Origin of the sequence: Mesorhizobium sp. M1329 (assembly GCF_040318035.1) — a bacterium.
GTDB lineage: Bacteria > Pseudomonadota > Alphaproteobacteria > Rhizobiales > Rhizobiaceae > Mesorhizobium.
This window is the reverse complement of record NZ_JAMYLN010000031.1, coordinates 1-21,907: the sequence shown is the minus strand read 5'-3', so window position 1 is coordinate 21,907 and position 21,907 is coordinate 1. Positions and strand designations below refer to the sequence as shown.

The following is a 21,907-nucleotide window of genomic DNA, read 5'->3' as shown; positions in this document are numbered from 1 at the left end:
GCTCCGCAACGCATGTAGGTCTTCGGAGGGCGCCCTTCTGTTCACCGATGGGACATCAGAAGACAGAATGCGCGGAGCAGCATTAGCATGAACCAGACCGGATCGATCACGCTGTTCCATTATTGGAACCGGTTGCGTGACGGACGCCCTGCCCCGAAGCGCTCGGAAGTCGAACCCGCGGATATCAAGTCGCTGCTGGCCGACACGTTCATCCTGGAAAAGGACACGCGCGGCGAAGCGGTGTTCCGGCTGGCCGGCACCAGGCTCTGCGCGGTCTATGGCCGCGAACTCAAGGGGTTTTCATTCCCTTCGCTGTGGCGCGAGAAGGACCAGCGGCTGATCTCGAAGCTGACCGACGGCGTCTTCGACCAGAAATCGGTGATGCTCATCACCTATGAGGGTTTCAGCCGCAACGGCCGATCCAACAGGTTCGAGCTGCTCGCGCTGCCGCTCGACGGCGGGGTCGAGAGCCCGCGCTGCCTCGGCGTGATAAGCGCCGTCGAAAAACCCTTCTGGCTGGGTGCCGACCCGGTTCTCGACGCCTTGATCGATTCGATCCGTGTCGTCGATCCCGACAAGGAGCCGATGTTCCTGAAGAACCGGCCCGCGATAGAGGTTCCCTCGCTCGCCCCATCGGAATTCGACCCGCCCGAGACGATTTCGGCGCTCGGCCAGGCCCGCCGCATCCGTCACCTGGTCGTCTTCGACGGCGGACGCGAGGAATGATGCCCAAAGCTTAAAGCAACAGCGCCGGGCTTTCCCCTTTGTTAACCTGCTTTGTTGTAGTTTTCCGCTGAAATTCCCCGCATCCATGCGCGGAATGACGAACGGGGTATGGCAGTGATGAGGTCAGCGGCGGTCGACCATGCGCCGTCCCAAGCTGAAAGGCGTAACTTTCAGCGCGTCCGCGTGAAAATTTACGGACGCTTCATGCTGGAAGACCGCACCGAGCATCCGTGCCAGGTGGTCGACATGTCGCCCGGCAACGTTGCGCTGCGCACCGAGCGCGCCGGCCTGGCTGGCGAAAAGGTCATTGCCTATATCGATCACATCGGCCGCATCGAAGGCGTCATCACCCGCACTTTGCAGGATGGCTTTGCGATGACCGTCATCGCGTCCGACCGCAAGAGGGACAAGCTCGCCGCGCAACTGACCTGGCTTGCCAACAAGCACGAGCTCGACCTGCCGGAAGACCGCCGCCATGAACGCGTCGCACCGCGCAACCCGACGAGCGTGCTGCAGCTTGCCGACGGACGCCAGTACCAGTGCCGCATCATCGACCTGTCGCTGTCGGGCGCGGCGATCGAGATCGACGTCAAGCCGGCCATCGGCGTCCAGGTGACGCTCGGCACCATGCGCGGCCAGATAGTGCGTCATTTCGAAGATGGCGTCGCCATCGAGTTCGCCGTCATCCAGCGGCCGGAAACGCTCGATACCGAATTCAGCTCACCGCGCGGATGACGCAGAAGCCTTAGCGCCATCGGGAAGAGAGGCTCGCGATCCTTCGCGCCCCCCTCTGTCCCGCCATCCTAGCTGTTCGAACGGTGCGACGAAGCATGGGAACACACCTGGCTAGAATCCTTAAACAATTCTATACTCAATTGCGTCAAATTTTACGTTTATTCTATTGGTGTTTTACTTAATGTCTACTTCGTGCTTTTGCGTCAAATAAATCCAGCCGTGTCATTGTCTCCTCAAACGGGGAGACTGAATAATGAACAGGATGAGGGGCAAGCTGTTGCTGGCGGCAATAGCGATGCAGCTTTTCGGTTGGGGGATTGCAAACGCGGCGGAGCCGGCCTTCATGCACACCGGCGGCCGCACCACACAGCCGGTCGGTCACTACGAATTGTGCCAGCAGCTTCCGCAGGAATGCAATCAGAGGACGCCTGGGCGGGCACCCGTCGAGCTCACCCGCAAGCTGTGGGCGACGATCGTCAAGATCAACAATTCGGTCAACAGCAAGGTCGCGCCGCGCACCGACATGGAAATGTGGGGCAAGGAGGAAGTCTGGTCCTTTCCCAATAGCGGCTTCGGCGACTGCGAGGACTATGCGCTGGAAAAGCGCCGCGAGCTGATGAGCATCGGCGTGCCGGCCGGTGATCTGCTGATGACGGTCGTGCGCCAGCGCAACGGCGACGGCCATGCGGTGCTGACCGTGCGCACCAGCCTTGGCGAGTTCATCCTCGACAATCTGCAGCCCAAGGTGCTGTCCTGGACCAATACCGGCTACACCTACCTGAAGCGCCAGTCCGAGCGGAATTCCGGCGCCTGGGTGACGATCAACGACGGCCGCTCCGACGCGGTCGCCAGCGTCCGCTGAGGACGCGACGCAAAACCCGGTCGAGTCCCCACCCTCCCCGTCCCCAACGACCGGGTTTAAGGAGCCGGCCCCGTCCCCGGGCCGGCTCCACCATTTCTGGGCGAAACACATTCGATTCAGTTATCCCGGCTTGCCTCCAACTGCGCTTCGTCACCCAAGCTGTCTCACGATCGTTTGTGGGATACGAGCTGTCGTTCGTCGCCGAAACGCCGTTACTTGCCCCTGACACGGAACGCGTCGACAAAGGCGGAAAACGCCGGAGAGGGATGGCGTCGGCTTGGATAGTACAGGTGGTAACCCTGGAACGTCGGGCACCATTTGGTCAGGACTTCCTGGAGAAGGCCACTCTCAATGTGTGGAATGACGAGTTCGCGCGGCAGATAGGCCAAGCCCACTCCGTCAAGCGCGGCCTGGATCGCCGGCCCCATGTTGTTAAGCGTCAGTTGCCCCTCGACCCGAGCACTGAACTCGCGCGCGCCTTCCCGCAATTCCCAGGCATAGACCGATCCTGACGTCGGCAGCCGGTAGTTGATGCAGTTATGGTCGGTCAGCTCCTGCGGCGTCTCCGGCGGTGTCCGGTGGGCGAAGTAATGGGGTGAGCCGACGACAGTGTAGGTCACGTCGGCTCCGATGCGTACGGCTACCATATCCCGGGCAATGGACTCGCCCAGCCGCACGCCGGCATCGAACTGGCGCTCGACGATGTTGGTGAAGGCGTTGTCGACCACCAGCTCGACATTGATATCGGGGAAGTCGCTCAGGAACTTTGGCAGCCGGGCGCGGAAGACAATGTCGACCGAATCGTCGGTGCACACCAGGCGGATGTTGCCGGACGGCCTGTCGCGAAGGACGCCGAGAGCGCTGACCTCAGCCGCGATGCCTTCGAAGTGCGGTTCGATGCCTTCCTTGAGGCGTTGACCGGCCGCCGTCGGGGCCACGTCGCGCGTGGTGCGAGACAGAAGACGAACGCCAAGCCGCGACTCCAGCGACTTGATGGTGTGGCTAAGAGCCGAAGGAGTGACGCCGAGCTTGGCGGCTGCTCGGGTGAAGCTCCGCGTCCGGGTGATCTCCAGGAACGCGCGCATTTCGGCGAACTCGTCGCGTGGCATTGATGAGCCTCATTCACAACCACATCAAAATTATACCCGCTAGTCGCATTTGGCCAGCCCGACTACTTAGTTCGGCAACGGACAGGAGACTGCCTTATGGCCATTGATTTCGCGCTGGGCGAGGCCGCAGCAGGTGACAGCACGACGACCCCATGGTCTGCGGTGGTCTGCCTGTCGCTGCTCACCTTCCTTCTGGTCGGACTGGAGTTCCTGCCGGTGAGCCTGCTCACCCCGATCGCTCAGGATCTGGCCGCCTCCGGGGGTCAGGCCGGCCAGGCAATCGCGGTATCCGGATTCTTCGCCGTGGTTACCAGCCTCTTCGGCAACTCGCTGTTGCGAAACGTCGATCGACGGACGGTGGTTCTGCTCTATACGGCAGTGCTGGCCGCATCGAGCCTGGCGGTGGCGCTTGCTCCCAACTTCCTGGTCTTCCTGGCCGGGCGGGCGCTGGTCGGCATCGCGATCGGTGGTTTCTGGTCACTGTCGACGGCCATTCTGGCCCGCCTGGCCGCGGGACCCGACCTGCCCAAGGCCATTGCCTTGCTCCAGGGTGGCACTGCCTTCGCATTGGTGATTGCCGCGCCCGTCGGCAGCTTCCTCGGATCGCTGATCGGATGGCGGGGAACCTTTTTCGTCACTGTCCCCATCGGCCTTGCGGCGCTCGTTTGGCAGTTGGCCGTTCTCCCGAAGATGCCACCGATAGAGATCGCGTCGGTGTCGAGTATGTTCGGCCTGCTGCGGAATCGCAGATTCGCCATCGGCATGGGCGCGACCGGGCTCGCTTTCATCGGGCAGAACGCGCTCTCGATCTATTTGCGGCCGTTTCTGGAAAACGTGAGGGGCCTCGAGGTCAACGCCCTCTCACTTGCTCTATTGGGCGTCGGCCTCGGTGGCGTGGCGGGACTATCGATTGTCGGCTTCATACTCCGGCGGCACCTCACAGCCGTGCTGATCGGGCTGCCGAGTGCACTCGCGGTCTTCGCTCTACTGCTGATTGCCTTTGGACCGTTTGCACGCGCCACGGCCGGCCTGCTGGTTCTTTGGGGACTGTTCGCGACCCCGATCCCGGTGGCGTGGAACACCTGGATGACCAAGCTCATCCCTGAAGACCTGGAGGCCGGGGGCGGACTCCAGGTCGCCCTGATCCAGCTCGCGATCGCGGGCGGCGCTATCGCGGGAGGCTTGCTGTTCGACGTGGCCGGCTGGTGGAGCGCCTTCCTTCTCGCCGCCGTCCTGCTCACGGGCTCGGCCTTGCTCGCCGCCTCGGCCAGGCCCCGCACCTGAACTCTTTCAATTCTTGTCTAGGAGAATCTCATGTCCGAAGGAATCGAGAACAAGGTCGTCGTCATCACCGGTGCCAGCAGTGGCCTCGGAGAAGCGACGGCACGCCATCTTGCCGGACGAGGCGCTTCCGTGGTCCTGGGTGCACGCCGGTCACACCGCATCGACGCGCTTGTCCAGGAACTGAGCGCCGCTGGGTTCAAAGCCAAGGCCGTCACTACGGACGTCACCGACGCCGGCCAGGTCCAGAACCTGGTGAACACGGCGGTCCGGGAATTCGGCCGCATCGACGTGATGCTCAACAATGCGGGCCTCATGCCGTTGGCCCCGCTCGAACGGCTCAAGGTCGACGAATGGGACCGGATGATCGACGTCAACATCAAGGGCGTCCTTTACGGCATCGCGGCCGCGCTTCCGTACATGAAGGAGCAGCGATCGGGGCACATCATCAATGTCTCGTCCGTATACGGCCATGTGGTCGACCCGGGTGCGGCGGTCTATTGCGCTACCAAGTTCGCCGTGCGTGCGCTGTCCGAGGGTCTGCGGAAAGAGGTCAAACCCTACAATATCCGCACCACGGTGATCTCGCCGGGCGCTGTCAGCACAGAGTTGCTCGAGCATATCAGCGAGCAGGATATCCAGCAGGGCACCAGGGACTTCGTGAGCAAGATCGCCGTGGGGCCAGATACGTTTGCCCGAACAGTCGCCTTCGCGATCAACGAGCCGGACGACGTCGATATCAACGAGATCTTGTTCCGGCCGACCGCCCAGCCGGTTTGACTTGGAAGGGGCTATGCTTTGGGTATCCTAAGGCCCGGCTCCACCATTTCTGGGTCGGCTAGACTTCCTTCAGCCCCGCCCTGAACCGCCGGCCGTTTGCCACATAATGCGCGGCCGAGGCGCGCAGCCTGGCGATTGCGGCCTCGTCGAGCATCCTGACGACGCGCGCTGGCGAGCCGACGATCAGCGAATTGTCGGGAAATTTCTTGCCTTCGGTGACCAGCGCACCGGCGCCGACCAGCGAGTTGTTGCCGATCTTCGCGCCGTTCAGCACGATGGCGCCCATGCCGATCAGGCTGTTGTCGCCGATGGTGCAGCCATGCAGCAGGGCACGGTGGCCGATCGTGCAGCCTTGGCCGACGGTCAGCGGAAAGCCGGCGTCGGTGTGCATGATTGTGTGCTCCTGCACGTTGGTGTCGGCGCCGATGACGATCGGCTCGTCGTCGCAGCGGACGACGACACCGAACCAGAAGCCGGCATTGCGGCCGATCCTGATATTGCCGATCAGGGTGGCGTCGGGCGCGATCCAGTTGCTGTCGGCGTCCTCGAAAGCGGGCGCTTTTCCGTCAATCGCGTAGATCGGCATTGCTGTCTCCAGATCGTCTCACACCGACAAGCTGCCAGACCCTAGAAGCGAAGCCGCCCAGGACGCAATGGCGATCACCACCATGCCCAGTGCCAGCGCCCAGATGGTCGCCGTACAGCCGCAGGAGATCAGCCCCAGCACCGAGATGCGACGCTCGCGCCAGGCGTCTAGCGCCTCGTTGGCGAACATCAGCGGCCCGGCGCAAGCCGTCGCGGCGAGCGAGCGCAGCATGTGCTTCGATGATACGTAGGGCTGGACGAAGGCAAGCTTGCGGCCGGCGACCAGCTCCATCGCCGATCCGACCAGGCCGCAAGCCGTCAGCCCAGCCATAAAACTGAATATGATTTGTTCGACCGGACCCATCTTTACCCTCCGTTTACCATGAAATCGCACAGTCGCCTGCAAAAGCTGCGAAGCAAGAGCCGTGCCGCGCCGAGATGTGTCGTTCAGGTACAGCCGATGGGACGGCAAACGAGGGTCGCGATGAAGCAGGCAGCCGCCACTGAGGGCCCGCAACTCAGCGTCGTCGATTCGACGCTGATGAAGCGGGTGTTTTATGCGTTCGCCGCGCTGGCACTGCTTTCGGTGGCGATCAGCCTTGGCGGCAAATGGTTCGGCCGCTCGATCGCCATGGCCGGGTACACCGACGACACCACGGTCCACAAGGTCGTCATCGGCAACAACGTCATCGCCGTGCCGGCCAACGTCATCCGCTTTGCCCAGGCCCGGCGCGACGGCATCGCCTCGCGGCTCGACCTCTATCTGCGCTATCCCGAGATGGACGGCTACAGCGAGGCTGCCCGCGACGACTTCAACCACACCGGACCCAGCAAGGACATCGTCTTCCTGTCGTTCGAGCCGCAGATGATGTCGCGCGACATGAGCGGCCGTTTCGCGCCGATCTACAGCGCGCTGATCGCCAAGCCGGGTACGCCCGGCCCTGGCGGCATCACGCTTTACGCCTTCAGCGAAAAATCAGGCTATCTCAACGAAGTGCTGGCGGTCGCCGACCGCCCCGGTAAGGATCCGTTCGTTGCACGCTGCCTGAGCGGCCCGAGCGCGGACGAATCGCTAGCGCCCTGCGAACGCGACATCCTGGTCGGCGACAATCTCAGCCTCACCTACCGCTTCCCCCGGGAATTCCTGGGCGACTGGCAGGCGCTCGACGCGGCGATTTCGGGCGAGGCAGCGCGTGTGCTGAAGACGGGGCGGTAGCTCGATCCTTTGACCGGCCTGAAGGGCTGTGGGCTGGAGCCCCGCCAATCGGGCTACCAATCTCCAGGGTTTGCGATTAGCTGTAGGCCCACCACGCCTTCGTCATCCTAGGGCGGAGCAGGAGCGAAGCGACGGCGGAGACCCTAGGATCCATGCCGTTACCTCAGCCGAGGAATGCAGCGGTTCAGAACGGCACTTGCGTCGGCGCCGGCGCAAGCTACCGTTCAACCATGACCGGCTATGCCTACATGACTGCAAGCCAGAAGCGCGGCACGATCTACATCGGTGTCACCAACGACCTCGGCCGCCGCATGCCGGAGCACAAATCTGGCGAAGGCTCGTGCTTCACCAGCCGCTACGGCGTACAGCGTCTGGTCTGGTACGAGGAACATTTCGACATTCGCGATGCCATCCAGCGCGAGAAGTCGCTGAAGCGCTGGCCACGCCAGCGGAAGATCGAGCTGATCGAGAAGACCAACCCTGAGTGGTTCGAGCTTTTTCGCGGAACTGGGTGGTAGCGTACCGTTCTGGTCCGCAGGCGCACTGCCGACAGGCAACGGCATGGATCCCCGGGTCTGCGCCGCGTCGCTTCGCTCCTTGCTCCGCCCTGGGATGACGAAGTTGGGGATGCTCCAGCCAGTCTCCGAGGTTTGCGCTCCGCCATCAGGCGATCCGCCTGCAACAACCAGGTCCGGCCAGCTAAACTCCCGGCTCAGGCCAGATCGATGTCGAGGATCGCCATCGAGAAATTATAGTCGCCGTCGTCCTCGTCCTTGAAGACGATGCCGAGGAACTCGTCGCCGACATAGACCTCGGCCGAATCTTCCTTGCGCGGCCGCGCCTTCACTTCGAGTTTGGGGTTCTGGAAGGTGCGCTTGAAATAGGCGTCCAGCTTTCTGATTTCGTCCGGCTTCAACAGTCTTCTCCGATCGTCGCTTGCTCGTTTGAGCGCGCTTCTGACACGTCGACAATGACCATGTAAAGGCAAAGCCGACGAGAGAAGACGGGCAATCGCCTCAAGTCGGCGCCGCCCCTCATCGCCCTGCCGGTCACTTCTCCCCGTATAGTGACGGGGAGAAGGAACGCCTTCACAAAGGATTTCGCCAATCTCCAGCGTTGCTGAAAGGGCGCCGACGCTACGGTCAGCCCCTTCTCCCCGTCACTATACGGGGAGAAGATGCCGGCAGGCAGATGAGGGGCGGCGCCGACATCGATAGTTGGTCCGACGCGACAAGCCCTTGCCCAAGCCCCTGCCCGAGCGCTCAGATGTCGAAGCTGACGACGTGGTCCATCGTCTGCGATGGCAACAGCTGGTCCATCTGCCGCGAGGGCTGGTCGCAGCCGGTCTCGCCGACGACGCGGGCCGGCACGCCGGCAACCGTCTTGTTGTGCGGTACCGGCGACAGCACCACCGACCCGGCGGCGATCTTCGAGCAATGGCCGATCTCGATGTTGCCGAGGATCTTGGCGCCGGCGCCGATCAGCACGCCGTAGCGGATCTTGGGATGGCGGTCGCCGCCGGCCTTGCCGGTGCCGCCCAGCGTCACGCCGTGCAGGATCGACACGTCGTCCTCGATCACCGCCGTCTGGCCGACGACGAGGCCGGTGGCGTGGTCGAGGAAGATGCCCTTGCCGATGCGGGCTGCCGGATTGATGTCGGTCTGGAACACCGAGGACGACCGGCTCTGCAGATACAGCGCGAAATCCTGGCGGCCCTGGTTCCACAGCCAATGCGCCAGCCGGTGCGTCTGGATGGCATGAAAACCCTTGAAGTAGAGCACCGGCATGATGAAGCGGTCGCAGGCCGGATCGCGGTCGTAATAGGCCTGGATATCGACGCGCACCGTCGTCGACCAGTCCTTGTCGTCGGCCGCCATCGCCTTGAATGTCTGGCGGATGAGGTCGGAGCCGATGTCCTGGTGGGCGAGGCGCTCGGCCAGCCGGTGGATAACCGCTTCTTCCAGGTTTTCCTGATTGAGGATGGTCGAATAAAGGAACGCCGCCAGCAGCGGATCGCGGTTGACCGCTTCCATCGCTTCGTCGCGGATCGAACGCCAGATCGGATCTACCGGCTGCACCCTGGTGGGACGGGAAATCGTAACGCTGTTCATCTGATGTCTCCGGCCATCCAATGTCTCGGCCATCCAATGTCTCGGCTTGGCGGCTTGCCTATTCTCCGGCCGCACCTATAAGCCAGATCATAGCACGGGTGAACTCAATTTTCCTTAGTGCTTCGTCAAATGGATTTGGTTGGCGGAATTTCAAGCAGTCATGGAAAACGCAACCTTGATGGACGAGACCCTGAAGCGCGAGCTTTCCGCGCTCTACAAGGCCGGGGACCGCCACTACCACGACCTCGGCCACATCGAGGCGATGCTGGCGCTGGCCAATGATTACAGGGCGTTGCTGCATGATCCTGAAGCAGTCGAAGCGGCGATCTGGTTCCACGACGCGATCTACGACAGCCGCGGCAAGGACAATGAGGCGAGGAGCGCTGCACTTGCCGTGGAGAAGCTCGCCGGCCGCGCCGACGCACAACGCATCGGCCGCATCGCGGCGATGATCACTGCGACCGCCGGCCACGAATTGCCGCCCCTTGGCGACCAGCATTCGGTTCGTGACGCGGCGCTGTTCCTCGACATGGACCTGGCGATCCTGGGTGCTGCGCCTGACGTGTTCGACGCTTACGAACAGGCGGTCCGCCGCGAATATCAGTGGGTCGATGAGCCGATGTGGCGGGCCGGCCGTGCCACAGTCCTGAAGGGCTTCCTCGCCCGCCCGCATATCTTCCATAGCGAAGAATTCCGCCTGCGCTTCGAAACCCAGGCCCGGCAAAACATGGCGCGGTCGCTCAAGGCGCTTGGCAATGACCAAGGCGGATCATAGCCCGACGCGTCGGCCGCTTGCGTCCGGAGATTTGCCCGAAATGAGATCAGGTGAATGCGCCAAAAGTCGATGCCATTGCCCACAGCATGAACACCCCGGCCGCCAGCGACGCGCCGTTGATCACGATGCCAGCCAGGCCGAGCACACGATTGTCGTTTGGGCGCCCAAGCGCCATCAGCCCGAAGACCGCGCCGGTAAGATGTGCCAAAGGCCCGGCCAGGAAAAATACCGCAGCGAAGAAGCCCGTCGCACTGTTCTGGAGCAGTGGGGAGGCGTCGCTCGGCATTGCTATCAACGCGGTGATCGCAATCGCCCCTGTCGCCAATGCGGCCAGCGCTAGAACAACGGACCATTCGCCGAACGTGCTTTTCGTAACGACGCCCGGCAAAGCGGCGTCGCTTCTTCCCCATTGTACCATCGTACCCCCAACCCTGTTTAGCGCGTGGCGGAGTTGAACCGATCCGCGCGTCACGCTTATTTAGTCCTGTATCGTTGCAAAACCGCTAAGAACCCCAGCTTCAGGCCCAATGGCCGCCTTTGGGGAGCCATCCATCAAAGCGGATGCTCGGCATAAAACTCCAGCACGCGCTGCTTGAAGGTCTTGTCGCCGACCGCCAGCATGTGGTCGCGACCTTTGATGTGAAAGGCCCTGGCGTTGGGCATCAACGCGGCGAGTTCATCCGGCGAGCCGCCGATGTCGTCCTTGGTGCCGACGGCGATCAGCGTCGGCTGGGCAATGCGGGCAAGATCGGCCTCGCTCAGCAATTCGCGCGAGGTGGCGATGCAGGCGGCGAGCGCCCGGCGATCGCTGCGGGTCTGGTCGGCGAAGGCGCGGAACGAGCGGCCGCGCGGGTCTCTGGTGCCTGCGGGATCCTTGGCCAGGAGGGCGTCGGCTATCGGATCCCAGTCGCCGACGCCGTCGACCATGCCGATGCCGAGACCGCCGAAGACCAGCGTCGCCACCTTGTCCGGGTCGGAGAGCGCCAGGAAGGCCGATATGCGCGCGCCCATCGAATAACCCATGACATGAGCGCGTTCGATGCCGAGATGGTTCAAAAGCGCTGCCGCGTCCGACGCCATTTTTGCCGGCGTGTAGTCGGCTTCGTCATAGCTCTTTGACGACGAGCCATGGCCGCGATTGTCGAAGGCGATGGCACGGTAGCCGGCATCGTTCAGCGTCTTGAACCAGCCGGGCGACACCCAGTTGACGTAATGGCTCGAGGCGAAGCCGTGGATCATCAGGATCGGATCGCCCTGCCCCGATGCCGGCTGGCGGTCAAGGAAAGCAAGGTCGAAACCGTCATGGGAGAAGAACTGCATCGGCCGAAGATCCTGCCCGTTCAGTCGGAATCGACATTCGGCGCATCGCCCTTGTCGGGCGGCGGCATGGCCGGCCCGGGCGCCGTGCCGATGGCCGGATGGCGCAGCAGGTCGCCGTCCTTAAGGCCCTTTTTGGCGGCGGTGCCTGCCTTGAGCTCGAGTACGAAGCGCACCGGCTCGTCCGGCGAGATGATCGCCTCCGACTGCGGCTCGCCTTGCTTGATCGCCCGGATCCGGCCGTCCTGGCCGACGAAGATCAGGTCGAGCGGCATCGGCGTGTTCTTCATCCAGAAGCTCACATCCTGCGGCGCACCGAAGACGAACAGCATGCCGTGATTGTCGGCCATGTGGCGGCGAAACATCAGCCCAGCCTCGCGCTCGGCGGGCGTGTCGGCGATTTCGACGGAAAAAGAACGCTCGCCGGCCTTCGTCACCGCGACCAGCGGCACCGGATCGACGGGAAGGATCATCGCCTTGCCGTCGGCCGAACTCGGTTGCTGAAAATAGAAGAACGCACTTGCGGCGACGATGAGGAAAATCCCGGCGCATAGCGCGCCCGCCGTCAGCCGGTTCCTGTGAGCCATATGAAATCCTCGACCGGAACTAATGCGAGACCGGCAAGGTACCCATATCGGGGTGAATTTCGGCAGCCATAAGGCCTTTGTCGCCGCGTCCGAAGCGGACCAGCACCACCTGGCCCGGCCGGAGTTCGGTGATGCCGTAGCGGCGCAGCGTCTCCATGTGGACGAAAATGTCCTCGGTGCCCTCACCTCGGGTCAGAAAGCCGAACCCCTTGGTGCGGTTGAACCATTTGACCAGCGCCCGTTCGAGGCCGCTTTCCGGCGTCACCGCGACATGGGTGCGCTGCTCCTGCATCTCCGCCGGATGCACCGCCGTGGAGACATCCATCGAGAGCACGCGGAAGGCCTGCAGCCCGCGCTCGCCCTGCTTGACCAGGCAGACGACGCGGGCGCCTTCCAGGGCGGTCTGAAAACCGTCCTTTCGAAGGCATGTCACATGGAGGAGGATGTCGCCCGAAGTACCATCATCGGGAAGGATGAAACCGTAGCCCTTGGCCACGTCGAACCATTTGATGGCGCCGGCGATTTCGACGAGATCGGCCGTATCGGCGCTCTCATCCCGCTTCAACGCATCGTTACCGGCCCCGTCCCGCCCCATGAAAGAGGCCTTTTCCCCCATAAGAACGCCCCCTTTTTTCAAGAAACACTGCAACTGATTCTTGGTATCAGATTAACACCGCGGCTTCCGGTGTGTGCAAGACCTGACGTGCCTTTTTTCACGGTTCCATACAGGAATAGCAGATTTGCCGTTTGCCGGCGCCGGCAAGCGCGGCCGATTGCCCTTTGGCCGGGCCGCCCCTATGTTGCGCCGCAACGCAACATAAGGAGGAAATCATGCGCTATCTGCACACCATGGTCCGCGTCGCCGACATCGATGCCTCGCTCGATTTCTACTGCAACAAGCTTGGCCTCAAGGAAGTGCGCCGCCACGAAAACGAGCAAGGCCGCTACACGCTGATCTTTCTCGCAGCGCCCGAAGACGAGCAGAGCGGCATCTCCGAAAAGGCGCCGCTGGTCGAGCTGACCTACAATTGGGATCCGGAAGACTACAAGGGTGGCCGCAATTTCGGCCATCTCGCCTATGAGGTCGACGACATCTACGCCACCTGCCAGCGGCTGATGGACAATGGCGTCACCATCAACCGGCCGCCGCGCGACGGCAACATGGCGTTCGTCAAATCGCCGGACGGCATCTCGATCGAGCTGTTGCAGAAAGGTCCGGCAAAGCCGAAGGCCGAGCCGTGGGCGTCGATGCCGAACACCGGCAGCTGGTAGCCGATCACGCCATCTTGAACGGACGTCGACGGGCCCTGGTTCAGTTTTCGCGTCCGCATTCCCCAGGAGAATTCATTCATGCCGACCAGCCATGTCGACGTCGCCACCGAACATGCCAGCCGCTATCTGCAGCAGCTGTGCAAACATTGGGCGCACAAGTTTCCAGTCGAATTCGACGCGAACCACGGCACTATCGATCTGACGCTCGGCCGCACGGTTCTCGATGCCGACCAGGCTGCGCTGCACATTGCGGTGACGACCGATGAAGCCGGCTCGCTCGAGCGCCTGGAAACGGTCGTTGCCGAGCACATCAAGCGCTTCGCCTTCCGTGAAGAGCTGGCATTCGACTGGAAACGCGCTCCGGCCGCGTAGACGACCTCAACCGCCGGCCTTGGCCATCTCGAGCAGCATCAGCACGGTGCGCCAATTGCGCGCCGTGCCAGGCACCTTCAGAACCCGCGGGATGAGATTGGCAAACACCGATTTGGCGAGCCCGTCAGGCGCATGCAGGTAGAGCACGTCGCCCTTGACCTCGAAGCGTTCGGGCCCGGTGCATTTTTCCGCCAGCCGGGCGACCTCCTCGGCGGTCGGCTGGCGCTCCAGCGCATAGGCGTGCAGCTTCGTCGGCTCGCCGGCCACTTCCGGATAGGGATTGTCCACCGCCAGCCGCTCGAGCCAGCCGAGATCGCGCACCATGATGCGCGAATGGAACCCCCATTTCTTCTCGAATTCCGCTTCCAACCGCCTGGTCAGCATCGCCGCATCGCAATCTGGCGACCGGAAGACGGCGTTGCCGCTCTGCACATAGGTGGCGATATCGGAGAAGCCGAGCTGCTCGAAAAATGACCTGAGTTCCGCCATTTTGACGATGCGGTTGCCGCCGACGTTGATGCCGGAAAACAGCGCGATAAAAACCTTCGCCGGAGCGTTCGGAAGATCGTTGCTGCTCATATGATGAACCCGGCGAGCGTCTCGTTGTCGGTGATGTCCTGGTAATGGACGCTCTCGGCATCGAAATTCGCCTTGAGCAGGTCGAAATTGCGGCGGTCCTTGGTTTCGATGCCGATCAGCACCGAACCGAAATTGCGCGCCGATTTCTTCAGATATTCGAAGCGGGCGATGTCGTCGTCGGGACCTAGCAATTCGAGGAAATCGCGCAGCGCGCCGGGCCGCTGCGGAAAGCGGATGATGAAGTATTTCTTCAAGCCCTCGAAGCGCAGCGCCCGTTCCTTCACATCGGGCAGCCGCTCGAAATCGAAATTGCCGCCTGACACCACGGCAACGATGGTCTTGCCCCTGATTTCCTTCCTGGAAAAATCCTTGAGCGCGTCGATCGCCAGCGCGCCGGCCGGCTCCAGCACGACGCCTTCGACATTGAGCATTTCGATCATGGTTGCGCAGAGCCGGTTTTCCGGGATCAGCCGCACGGTATCGGCGGCAAACTCCTTGAGGTGGCGCAGCGGCTCGCGGCCGATCTCGGCCACCGCCGCGCCGTCGACGAAATTGTCGACCTTGGCGAGCTTGACCCGCTTTCCGGTGGCGAGGCTCTCGCTCAGGCTCGGTGCGCCGGCCGGCTCGCAAAAGACGAAGCGTGTTTCACGCTGCTGGTCGGCGAAATAATGGGTGACGCCGGCGGCCAGGCCACCGCCGCCGACCGGCAGCATGACCATATCCGGCATGCGCGCGCCGGGCATCTGGCCCGATATCTCGTAGGCGACGGTCGCCTGCCCTTCGATGATGTCCTTGTGGTCGAAAGGCGGCACCATGTGTGCGCCGGCAGTCTCGGTGAATTCGAGTGCCGCGCGGTAGCAGTCGTCGAAGAAATCGCCGACCAGCCTGATCTCGACGAATTCGCCGCCGAACAGCCGCGTCTTGTCGATCTTCTGCTGCGGCGTCGTCACCGGCATGAAGACGACGCCCTTTTTGCCGAAATGGCGGCAGACGAAGGCAAAGCCCTGCGCGTGATTGCCGGCCGAGGCGCAGACGAACAGCTCGGCAGCGTTGCCGGCGGCGAGCGTCTTGCGGAAGAAGTTGAAGGCGCCGCGGATCTTGTAGGATCGCACCGGCGTCAGGTCCTCGCGCTTCAGCAGCACCCGCGCGCCGGTCTTCTTCGACAGATAGTCGTTTTCCTGCAGCGGTGTTTCCGGAAAGATCTCGCGGATCGCGGCAGCGGCGGCAGCGACGCGAGAGGAGAAACTGGTCATGGCAAGAGCACCCCACAGCTAGCCGAATTCGGTCCCGCTATTGCATATCCGGCCTCGCGAAGCCATTGTCCGGCCACCCCGAAAGGGTATTCCCAAAACCGCGTTGGCCGTTAGGAGCGTCTGTTCATGCCTGTCGCATCGGTGGCCCAGAAAACCGTGTCGCTGCCAGAGTTCGGCGAGCCGACGGTGATGCCGCTGGTTACGCGCGCCACCTATGAGGTCCGCATAGCGGCACTGGTCGCGCGCGGCGGGTTCGATGCCTTCGTCGTCTATGGCGACCGCGAACATGCGGCCAATGTCGCCTATCTCTGCGGCTACGATCCGCGCTTCGAGGAGACGCTGCTGGTCATCGTTGCCGGCAAGCCGCCGAAATTACTGGTCGGCAATGAGGGCTGGGGCTATGCCGAGATCTGCGACGGGCCGTACGAGCGCGTGCTCTACCAGACGTTTTCGCTGCCGGCGCAGCCGCGCGACCGCTCGCAAGCGCTGGCCGACATCCTCGTGGATTGCGGCCTGAAAGCCGGCCTGCGCATCGGCGCCATCGGCTGGAAGCCGTTCGGCCCCGGCGATGTCGGTTTTGGCGAAACGACGCTCGACCTGCCGTCCTTCATCGCCGACACGTTGCGCAGCCTTGCCGGCGATAGGGGCGTGGTCGTCAACGCGGCGAACCTTTTGATGAACCCTGCCGACGGCCTGCGCGCCATCAACGAGGCCGACCAGCTGGCGGCGTTCGAATTCGCCGCGACCTATTCCTCGCAAGGCCTGCGCAATGTGCTGCAAGGCATCGAACCCGGCATGACCGAATTGCAGGCGGCGCGGCTGATGGGCATCAACGGCCTGCCGCAATGCTGTCACCCGATGCTGTCGGCCGGCAGGCGGGCGCCCTATGGCCTGCCAAGCCCGCGTCTTGACGTCATCAAGCGCGGCGACCCGATCACCATGGCCTATGGCATCCATGGCTCACTCAACGCCCGCGCCGGTTTTCTGGTCGAGGACGCGGCCGAGCTTCCAAGGGGCATCCAGGACTATGTCGAGAGGCTGGTCGCGCCCTATTTCTGCGCCGTCGTCGACTGGTATGAGACGGTCGGCATCGGCGTTCCCGGCGGCGCGTTGTGGCAAGCGGTGCACAAGCGCATCGGCGATCCGTTCTTTGGCGTGTCGCTCAATCCCGGCCATCTCGTCCATATCGACGAATGGATGCATTCGCCGGTATTTTCCGGCTCCGACATCAGGTTGAAGTCGGGCATGGCCTTGCAGGTCGACATCATCCCGGCGACCGGCACCGATTACTTCACCACCAACATCGAGGACGGCATCGCGCTGGCCGACGAGGCGCTGCGCGAAGAGATCGCCGCGCGCTATCCTGAAGCCTGGCGCCGCATCGAGGCGCGCCGCGCCTTCATGACCGACGTGCTCGGCATAAGGCTGAAGCCGGAAGTGCTGCCCTTTTCCAACATTCCGGCCTTCCTGCCGCCGTTCTGGCTTTCGCGCAACAGTGCGATGGCAGTCGCGAGGCGCTGAGCGCATTTCGGCGCCTGCGACTTACTTCTGCCGCACTTCGCCTGTCCGGGAGGTGCGGCGGAGGTGGATGGGCCTTTGGTTAGGCCGGAGTGGAATTGCTTAAGTGCCCTTGAAGACAATTTGCATCATTGTTCTTGCCGCGCTGCTCGCCGGCTGCGGCGGCCGCCAAACCGAGGAACTGCTCGGCAGCGCCATGATGGCGGTGCCGGTGACGGAAATCGCCGGCAACCACTCGATCTTCATCGCCACCACGCGCAAGCGCTCCGACGATCCCAACAAGGTCTTCGACGGCGAGCGGTCGGCGACGCTGAACTATGCCCGCGTCAACGTCACCGTCCCCGGCATCCACAAGACAGGCCAGATCGAGCGGCGCTCGCGCGGCAAGTCGGACGATCCGGCCAAATACTTCATGGCTTCCGAGGTCGTCGGCTACGACACCCAGCCGAAATTCTCCAGCGCGCTCAGCGCCGACATCGCGGCGCGCGGCGGCCGCGTCATGGTCTTCGTCCACGGCTACAACACCGGCTTCGACGACGCCGTCTACCGCGTCACCCAGATCACCCATGATTCCGGCTATCCGGGCACGCCGGTGCTGTTTTCCTGGGCGTCGGGCGCCAAGACCACCGACTACGTCTACGACAAGGAAAGCGCCAGCGTTGCCCGCGACCAGCTGGAAGTGACCTTGAGAATGCTGGCGCAGACCGGCGCGCGGCGCATCGACATCGTCGCCCATTCGCTGGGGACCTGGGTTACCATGGAGGCGCTGCGCCAGCTCGCCATTACCGGCGACCGCGATCTCGGCGGCAAGCTCGGCGACGTCGTGCTGGCCTCGCCCGACATCGACGTCGACGTGTTCAAGAGCCAGATGCGCCGCTACGGCAAGCCGGACAAGCCGTTCATCCTGCTGCTCTCCGACGACGACCGGGCGCTAAGGTTATCGGGCCTGATCGCCGGTTCGCGGCCGCGCGTTGGCGACTACAAGAATGCTGCCGACCTCGCCAGCTATGGCGTGTCGGTCGTCGACCTTTCCAGCGTCAAGGGCGCCGACCGCTTCAACCACACCAAATTCGCCGACAATCCGGAATTGGTGCAGTTGATCGGCCAGAAGCTGCGCGAGGATGACGGGTTTGCCAGTGACCGCGAAGTGACAGACCGCATCGCCTCGGTCGGACAATAGCTGCATTGCACGGCCGTCATTGTTGACCCTTGCCGCGCCATCGGGACAGTTTGAACTGGACCGTGCCGGCCTCTGCCTCTATCGAATAGGCCAAGACGTCTCCGGCTCGACGTCGCCTTTGCGGGAGCCCGCGTGATCGTGCCTTCGAAGATCTTTCTCGTCGTTGCGTTCGCGCTCGCGGTTACCGGCTGCGCCGGCCAGAACACGCATGACCTGCTCAACAAGACGACGATCACCGTACCTGCTTCCGACATTGCGGCAACGCACAAGATCTTCGTCGCCACAACCCGGCAAAGGGCAACGAAAGAGCCCCGGCAGGTGTTCGACGGCGACCGTTCGCCGACCACCAGCTTTGCCAGCGTCGAGGTGACGGTGCCCAAAATCCACCAGCTCGGCGCCATCGAGCGGGTCAAGGGCTCGGCCAACAGCAATCCGGCGAAGGATTTCACGGCGACCGGCGTCACCTTCTACGAAGGCGCCCCGCAATTCGCCAAGGCGGTCGGCGCCGACATCGCGATGCGCGGCGACCGCGCGCTGGTTTTCGTGCACGGCTTCAACAACGGCTTCGACGACGGCATCTACCGGCTGACGCAGATCGCGCACGACACCAAATACCCGGGAACGCCGGTGCTGTTTTCGTGGGCATCGAGCGGCAAGACGACCGGCTACATCTACGACAAGGAAAGCGCCAATGCGGCGCGCGACGATCTCGAAGCGACGCTGCGCATGCTCGCCAAGAGCCGCGCCAAGAGCATCGACATCATTGCCCATTCGATGGGGACCTGGGTGACGATGGAAGCGTTGCGCCAGCTTGCCATCACCGGCGACCGCGACCTCGGCGGCAAGCTCGGCTACGTCATCCTGGCCTCGCCCGACATCGACGTCGACGTGTTCAAGAAGCAGATGATCCGCTACGGCAAGCCCGACAAGCCGTTCGCCGTGCTGCTTTCGGGCGACGACCGGGCGCTCAGACTGTCGACCATGATCTCCGGCGACAAGCCGCGCGTCGGCGACTATGGCGACGCGGCCGACCTCGCCAGCTATGGCGTCTCGGTGGTCGACCTGACCAAGACAAAGGGCGGCGACCGGCTGAACCACGCCAAGTTCGCCGACAACCCGTTTCTGGTGCAGCTGCTCGGCGACCGCCTGCGCGCCCCGGCGGGCCTCGCCTCCGAAGAAACCGCGCCGGCCCAGCTCGACAATCTCGGCCAGGGCCTCGGCAAGGCCGTCGGCTCGGTCGCCGAGATCGTCATCACCACGCCGTTCAAGGTGCTGACCATCGCCACCGGCGGGTGAGCAACGGCGTGGGCTGCCGGGCATAAGTAGCAATCCTTCGCGCCCCCCTCTGTCCTGCCGGACATCTCCCCCACTTGGGGGGAGATTGGCAGCTTCAGCGCTCTGCTCAATTTTTGCGACGAGGAAGATTGGCGAAAACCGAGGTGACGTCCGATCTCCCCCCTCGTGGGGGAGATGTCCGGCAGGACAGAGGGGGGCGCTGTCCCTCCAGCCTCAAAAGTTCCGCACGACGGCGCTAAACGAACAGATCGACCTTCCGAAACGTCGTCACGTCGATCAGGCCGACATCGGAAATTCTGAGCTCCGGGATGACGACCAGCGCCAGCAGCGAGTGCTGCATGTAGGCGTTGTTCAGCGAGCAGCCCATCTGCCGCATGGCATCGCTGAGTTTGTCCGCCTTGGCGGCGACGATTTCGGCGCGCTCGTCCGACATCAGCCCGGCGATCGGCATTTCGACCAGCGCCAGCTCCTTACCCTTGGAGAACAGCACAACGCCGCCGCCGACCTCGCCCAGCCGGTTCACGGCCAGCGCCATGTCCTGCTTGTTGGTGCCGACGACGATAATGTGGTGGGCATCGTGCGCCACGCTGGAGGCCATGGCGCAGTCGCCGATATAGCCGAAGCCGGAGACAAAGGCGTTGGTGACGCCGCCGGTGCCCTTGTGGCGCTCGACCAGCGCTATCTGGCAGACGTCGTTGCGGCGGTCCATGGCGACCAGCCCCTCTTCAACCGGCAGATCGGCCTCGAGCGCCCGCGTCGGCGCCTGGTTCTCGATGACGCCGATGACGCGCACCCGCACTTCGTTGGCGCCCATGGGTGCCGCGATGTCGAAATCACCGGGTTTGAGTTTCTTGCCGAGCTTGACGGTGTTTTTCGCTGTCTTCGGATAGTCGTAGGCCGCAATGTCGATCTCGAGCTTGCCGCCCTTGGCCAGCCTGACGCCGCGGCCATAGACCTCGTCGATGGTCATTTCGGCGAGGTCGGAGACGATCAGCAGATCGGCGAGCCGACCCGGCGCGATCGAGCCGATTTCGCGCTCCAGCTTGAAATGCTGGGCGGTGTTGAGCGTCGCCATCTGGATCGCGGTTACCGGCTTCAAGCCCTGGCTGATGGCGTGGCGCACGACCCGGTCCATATGGCCTTCGTGCACCAGCGTGCCGGAATGGCTGTCGTCGGTGCACAGGATGAAGTTGCGCGGGTCGAGGCCGCTCTCGGTCACCGCCTTGATCTGTGATGCCACGTCGTACCAGGCCGAGCCCAGCCGCAGCATCGCCTTCATGCCCTGGCGGACGCGGGCGATGGCGTCCTCGGCGCGCGTGCCTTCGTGGTCATCCTCCGGGCCGCCGGCGACATAGCCATGGAACGGCAGGCCCAGATCGCGCGAGGCATAATGCCCGCCGACGGTCTTGCCGGCCCTCACCGTCGCGGCGATCTCGCCCGACATCACCGGATCGTTGGCGGCGACGCCGGGAAAATTCATCATCTCGCCGAGCCCGATGATGTTCTCCCAGGTCATCGCCTCGGCAACGTCGGCGACGGTCAGCTCGGCGCCGGCATGCTCGAGCCCCGGGGCGGAGGGCACGCAGGACGGCATCTGCACGAGCACGTTGACCGGCATGGCGACGGCCTCGTCATGCATCAGCCGCACGCCCGGCAGGCCGAGCACATTGGCGATCTCATGCGGATCGATGAACATCGAGGTGGTGCCGTGCGGGATCACCGCGCGGCAGAATTCCGTCACCGTCACCATGCCGCTCTCGACATGCATATGCGCGTCGCAAAGCCCCGGCACCAGATAGCGGCCACCGGCATCGACCACCTTGGTGCCCTGGCCGATGGCATGGCTGGCATTCGGCCCGCAATAGGCAAAGCGGCCGCCGGCGATGGCGATGTCTGTGCCGGCGATGATCTCGCCGGAATGAACGTTGACCCAGCGCCCGTTGCGGATGACGAGATCGGCGGGTTTGCGGCCCATGGCGACATCGACCAGATGCGTCGCCATCTCGGCCCAGGGTTTTGGTTTCGTCGCACTGGCGGTCTTCGGCATCAACAGGCTCCTCTTTGTCCGACTGTGCCAAGCCGCGAGGATTTTGACCAGCGAGGAAGTAAGCGCGGACGGCGAAACTGCCATTTCCCCCCAAAAGGGGACCCAAAGTGGGGGAGATGTCGCCGAAGGCGACAGAGGGGGTCGGGCGCCGACCTCTCAAGACTTGGGTTCCTCGCCCACCGCGAAGCGGGGGAGAGGTGGGCGCGAACAGGCCCGCGGGGGGGGCGTTAAAATAACGCCGTCCCCCCAGTATCATTATAACAACTACAGGCCCACGCGAAAAAGCCTGAGAGACTTAGGGGGCAT

Annotated in this window: 25 protein-coding genes; 13 read left to right on the top strand and 12 right to left on the bottom strand. The window is 63.4% G+C overall.

Annotated elements, in window-relative coordinates; translation table 11 throughout:
• The first annotated feature begins 87 nt into the window (after nt 1-87).
• The 3 genes from NKH21_RS25660 to NKH21_RS25650 all read left to right on the top strand — a co-directional run bounded on the left by NKH21_RS25660 (nt 88) and on the right by NKH21_RS25650 (nt 2,323).
• Nucleotides 88-726, top strand: a complete 639-nt coding sequence (locus tag NKH21_RS25660) for a PAS domain-containing protein (protein WP_352668258.1) — start codon at nt 88-90, stop codon at nt 724-726.
• A gap of 117 nt (nt 727-843) precedes the next feature.
• On the top strand, nt 844-1,461 hold the full coding sequence (locus NKH21_RS25655) for a PilZ domain-containing protein (protein ID WP_352492546.1): 618 nt from the start codon (nt 844-846) through the stop codon (nt 1,459-1,461).
• Nucleotides 1,462-1,723: 262 nt separating this feature from the next.
• A complete protein-coding gene (locus tag NKH21_RS25650) occupies nt 1,724-2,323 on the top strand; it encodes a transglutaminase-like cysteine peptidase (protein WP_352668306.1) in 600 nt (199 codons plus the stop codon).
• Nucleotides 2,324-2,535: 212 nt separating this feature from the next.
• Here NKH21_RS25650 and NKH21_RS25645 read toward each other — a convergent pair whose 3' ends face one another.
• Nucleotides 2,536-3,432, bottom strand: coding sequence for a LysR family transcriptional regulator (locus tag NKH21_RS25645; RefSeq protein ID WP_352868294.1), 897 nt, complete (start codon nt 3,430-3,432; stop codon nt 2,536-2,538).
• A gap of 96 nt (nt 3,433-3,528) precedes the next feature.
• Between NKH21_RS25645 and NKH21_RS25640 the strand changes: the two genes are divergently transcribed.
• Nucleotides 3,529-4,716: an MFS transporter gene (locus tag NKH21_RS25640; protein WP_352868293.1), complete on the top strand. Its 1,188-nt coding sequence runs from the start codon at nt 3,529-3,531 to the stop codon at nt 4,714-4,716.
• Nucleotides 4,717-4,746: 30 nt separating this feature from the next.
• Nucleotides 4,747-5,493: an SDR family oxidoreductase gene (locus NKH21_RS25635; protein ID WP_352868290.1), complete on the top strand. Its 747-nt coding sequence runs from the start codon at nt 4,747-4,749 to the stop codon at nt 5,491-5,493.
• Between the two features lie 58 nt (nt 5,494-5,551).
• Here NKH21_RS25635 and NKH21_RS25630 read toward each other — a convergent pair whose 3' ends face one another.
• Entirely contained in the window at nt 5,552-6,079 is a 528-nt protein-coding gene (locus tag NKH21_RS25630) for a gamma carbonic anhydrase family protein (protein WP_352868288.1), read from the bottom strand.
• A gap of 18 nt (nt 6,080-6,097) precedes the next feature.
• Nucleotides 6,098-6,442, bottom strand: coding sequence for a DUF6949 family protein (locus NKH21_RS25625; RefSeq protein WP_352668269.1), 345 nt, complete (start codon nt 6,440-6,442; stop codon nt 6,098-6,100).
• Between the two features lie 120 nt (nt 6,443-6,562).
• On the opposite strand from NKH21_RS25625, the gene NKH21_RS25620 reads away from it, so the two are divergent.
• Together NKH21_RS25620 and NKH21_RS25615 are read left to right on the top strand one after the other, a co-directional pair.
• Nucleotides 6,563-7,294: a hypothetical protein gene (locus NKH21_RS25620; RefSeq protein WP_352868285.1), complete on the top strand. Its 732-nt coding sequence runs from the start codon at nt 6,563-6,565 to the stop codon at nt 7,292-7,294.
• Nucleotides 7,295-7,524: 230 nt separating this feature from the next.
• The gene (locus tag NKH21_RS25615; RefSeq protein ID WP_352868346.1) at nt 7,525-7,812 is read left to right on the top strand and encodes a GIY-YIG nuclease family protein; all 288 of its coding nucleotides are present in this window, start codon (nt 7,525-7,527) and stop codon (nt 7,810-7,812) included.
• Between the two features lie 194 nt (nt 7,813-8,006).
• On the opposite strand, the gene NKH21_RS25610 is transcribed toward NKH21_RS25615, so the two are convergent.
• Both NKH21_RS25610 and cysE read right to left on the bottom strand, forming a co-directional pair.
• A complete protein-coding gene (locus NKH21_RS25610) occupies nt 8,007-8,210 on the bottom strand; it encodes a DUF3126 family protein (protein ID WP_023674799.1) in 204 nt (67 codons plus the stop codon).
• A 346-nt stretch (nt 8,211-8,556) separates the two neighbouring features.
• Nucleotides 8,557-9,405 carry a serine O-acetyltransferase gene (cysE, locus tag NKH21_RS25605; protein WP_023717455.1) on the bottom strand — a complete coding sequence of 283 codons (849 nt, stop codon included), beginning with the start codon at nt 9,403-9,405 and terminating at the stop codon, nt 8,557-8,559.
• Between the two features lie 160 nt (nt 9,406-9,565).
• On the opposite strand from cysE, the gene NKH21_RS25600 reads away from it, so the two are divergent.
• A complete protein-coding gene (locus NKH21_RS25600; RefSeq protein WP_352868282.1) occupies nt 9,566-10,180 on the top strand; it encodes an HD domain-containing protein in 615 nt (204 codons plus the stop codon).
• 46 nt (nt 10,181-10,226) lie between these two features.
• Here the strand turns inward: NKH21_RS25600 and NKH21_RS25595 are convergent, their stop codons facing one another.
• The 4 genes from NKH21_RS25595 to NKH21_RS25580 all read right to left on the bottom strand — a co-directional run bounded on the left by NKH21_RS25595 (nt 10,227) and on the right by NKH21_RS25580 (nt 12,700).
• Nucleotides 10,227-10,598, bottom strand: coding sequence for a hypothetical protein (locus tag NKH21_RS25595; RefSeq protein WP_352868280.1), 372 nt, complete (start codon nt 10,596-10,598; stop codon nt 10,227-10,229).
• A gap of 134 nt (nt 10,599-10,732) precedes the next feature.
• Nucleotides 10,733-11,500, bottom strand: a complete 768-nt coding sequence (locus NKH21_RS25590; RefSeq protein ID WP_352868277.1) for an alpha/beta fold hydrolase — start codon at nt 11,498-11,500, stop codon at nt 10,733-10,735.
• 20 nt (nt 11,501-11,520) lie between these two features.
• Nucleotides 11,521-12,084 (bottom strand): DUF192 domain-containing protein, encoded by a 564-nt coding sequence (locus NKH21_RS25585; protein ID WP_352868275.1) that lies wholly within the window; start codon nt 12,082-12,084, stop codon nt 11,521-11,523.
• A gap of 19 nt (nt 12,085-12,103) precedes the next feature.
• Nucleotides 12,104-12,700 (bottom strand): cold-shock protein, encoded by a 597-nt coding sequence (locus NKH21_RS25580; protein ID WP_502903448.1) that lies wholly within the window; start codon nt 12,698-12,700, stop codon nt 12,104-12,106.
• 215 nt (nt 12,701-12,915) lie between these two features.
• On the opposite strand from NKH21_RS25580, the gene gloA reads away from it, so the two are divergent.
• Together gloA and NKH21_RS25570 are read left to right on the top strand one after the other, a co-directional pair.
• Entirely contained in the window at nt 12,916-13,356 is a 441-nt protein-coding gene (gene gloA, locus NKH21_RS25575; protein WP_023674793.1) for a lactoylglutathione lyase, read from the top strand.
• Between the two features lie 78 nt (nt 13,357-13,434).
• The gene (locus tag NKH21_RS25570) at nt 13,435-13,728 is read left to right on the top strand and encodes a DUF2218 domain-containing protein (RefSeq protein WP_352868271.1); all 294 of its coding nucleotides are present in this window, start codon (nt 13,435-13,437) and stop codon (nt 13,726-13,728) included.
• Nucleotides 13,729-13,734: 6 nt separating this feature from the next.
• On the opposite strand, the gene NKH21_RS25565 is transcribed toward NKH21_RS25570, so the two are convergent.
• Nucleotides 13,735-14,307, bottom strand: a complete 573-nt coding sequence (locus NKH21_RS25565; RefSeq protein WP_352868268.1) for a DUF1697 domain-containing protein — start codon at nt 14,305-14,307, stop codon at nt 13,735-13,737.
• The gene (ilvA, locus tag NKH21_RS25560; protein WP_352868265.1) at nt 14,304-15,560 is read right to left on the bottom strand and encodes a threonine ammonia-lyase IlvA; all 1,257 of its coding nucleotides are present in this window, start codon (nt 15,558-15,560) and stop codon (nt 14,304-14,306) included. The genes NKH21_RS25565 and ilvA overlap by 4 nt, the downstream gene beginning before the upstream one ends.
• 126 nt (nt 15,561-15,686) lie before the next feature.
• Here ilvA and NKH21_RS25555 point away from each other — a divergent pair, with 126 nt between their 5' ends.
• From NKH21_RS25555 to NKH21_RS25545, 3 genes are all read left to right on the top strand, one after another.
• Nucleotides 15,687-17,081, top strand: a complete 1,395-nt coding sequence (locus NKH21_RS25555; RefSeq protein WP_352868263.1) for a hypothetical protein — start codon at nt 15,687-15,689, stop codon at nt 17,079-17,081.
• Between the two features lie 103 nt (nt 17,082-17,184).
• A complete protein-coding gene (locus NKH21_RS25550) occupies nt 17,185-18,258 on the top strand; it encodes an alpha/beta hydrolase (RefSeq protein ID WP_352868261.1) in 1,074 nt (357 codons plus the stop codon).
• A 132-nt stretch (nt 18,259-18,390) separates the two neighbouring features.
• A complete protein-coding gene (locus tag NKH21_RS25545; protein ID WP_352868259.1) occupies nt 18,391-19,554 on the top strand; it encodes an alpha/beta hydrolase in 1,164 nt (387 codons plus the stop codon).
• A gap of 235 nt (nt 19,555-19,789) precedes the next feature.
• Here the strand turns inward: NKH21_RS25545 and ade are convergent, their stop codons facing one another.
• Entirely contained in the window at nt 19,790-21,601 is a 1,812-nt protein-coding gene (ade, locus tag NKH21_RS25540; protein WP_352868256.1) for an adenine deaminase, read from the bottom strand.
• Between the last annotated feature and the right edge of the window lie 306 nt (nt 21,602-21,907).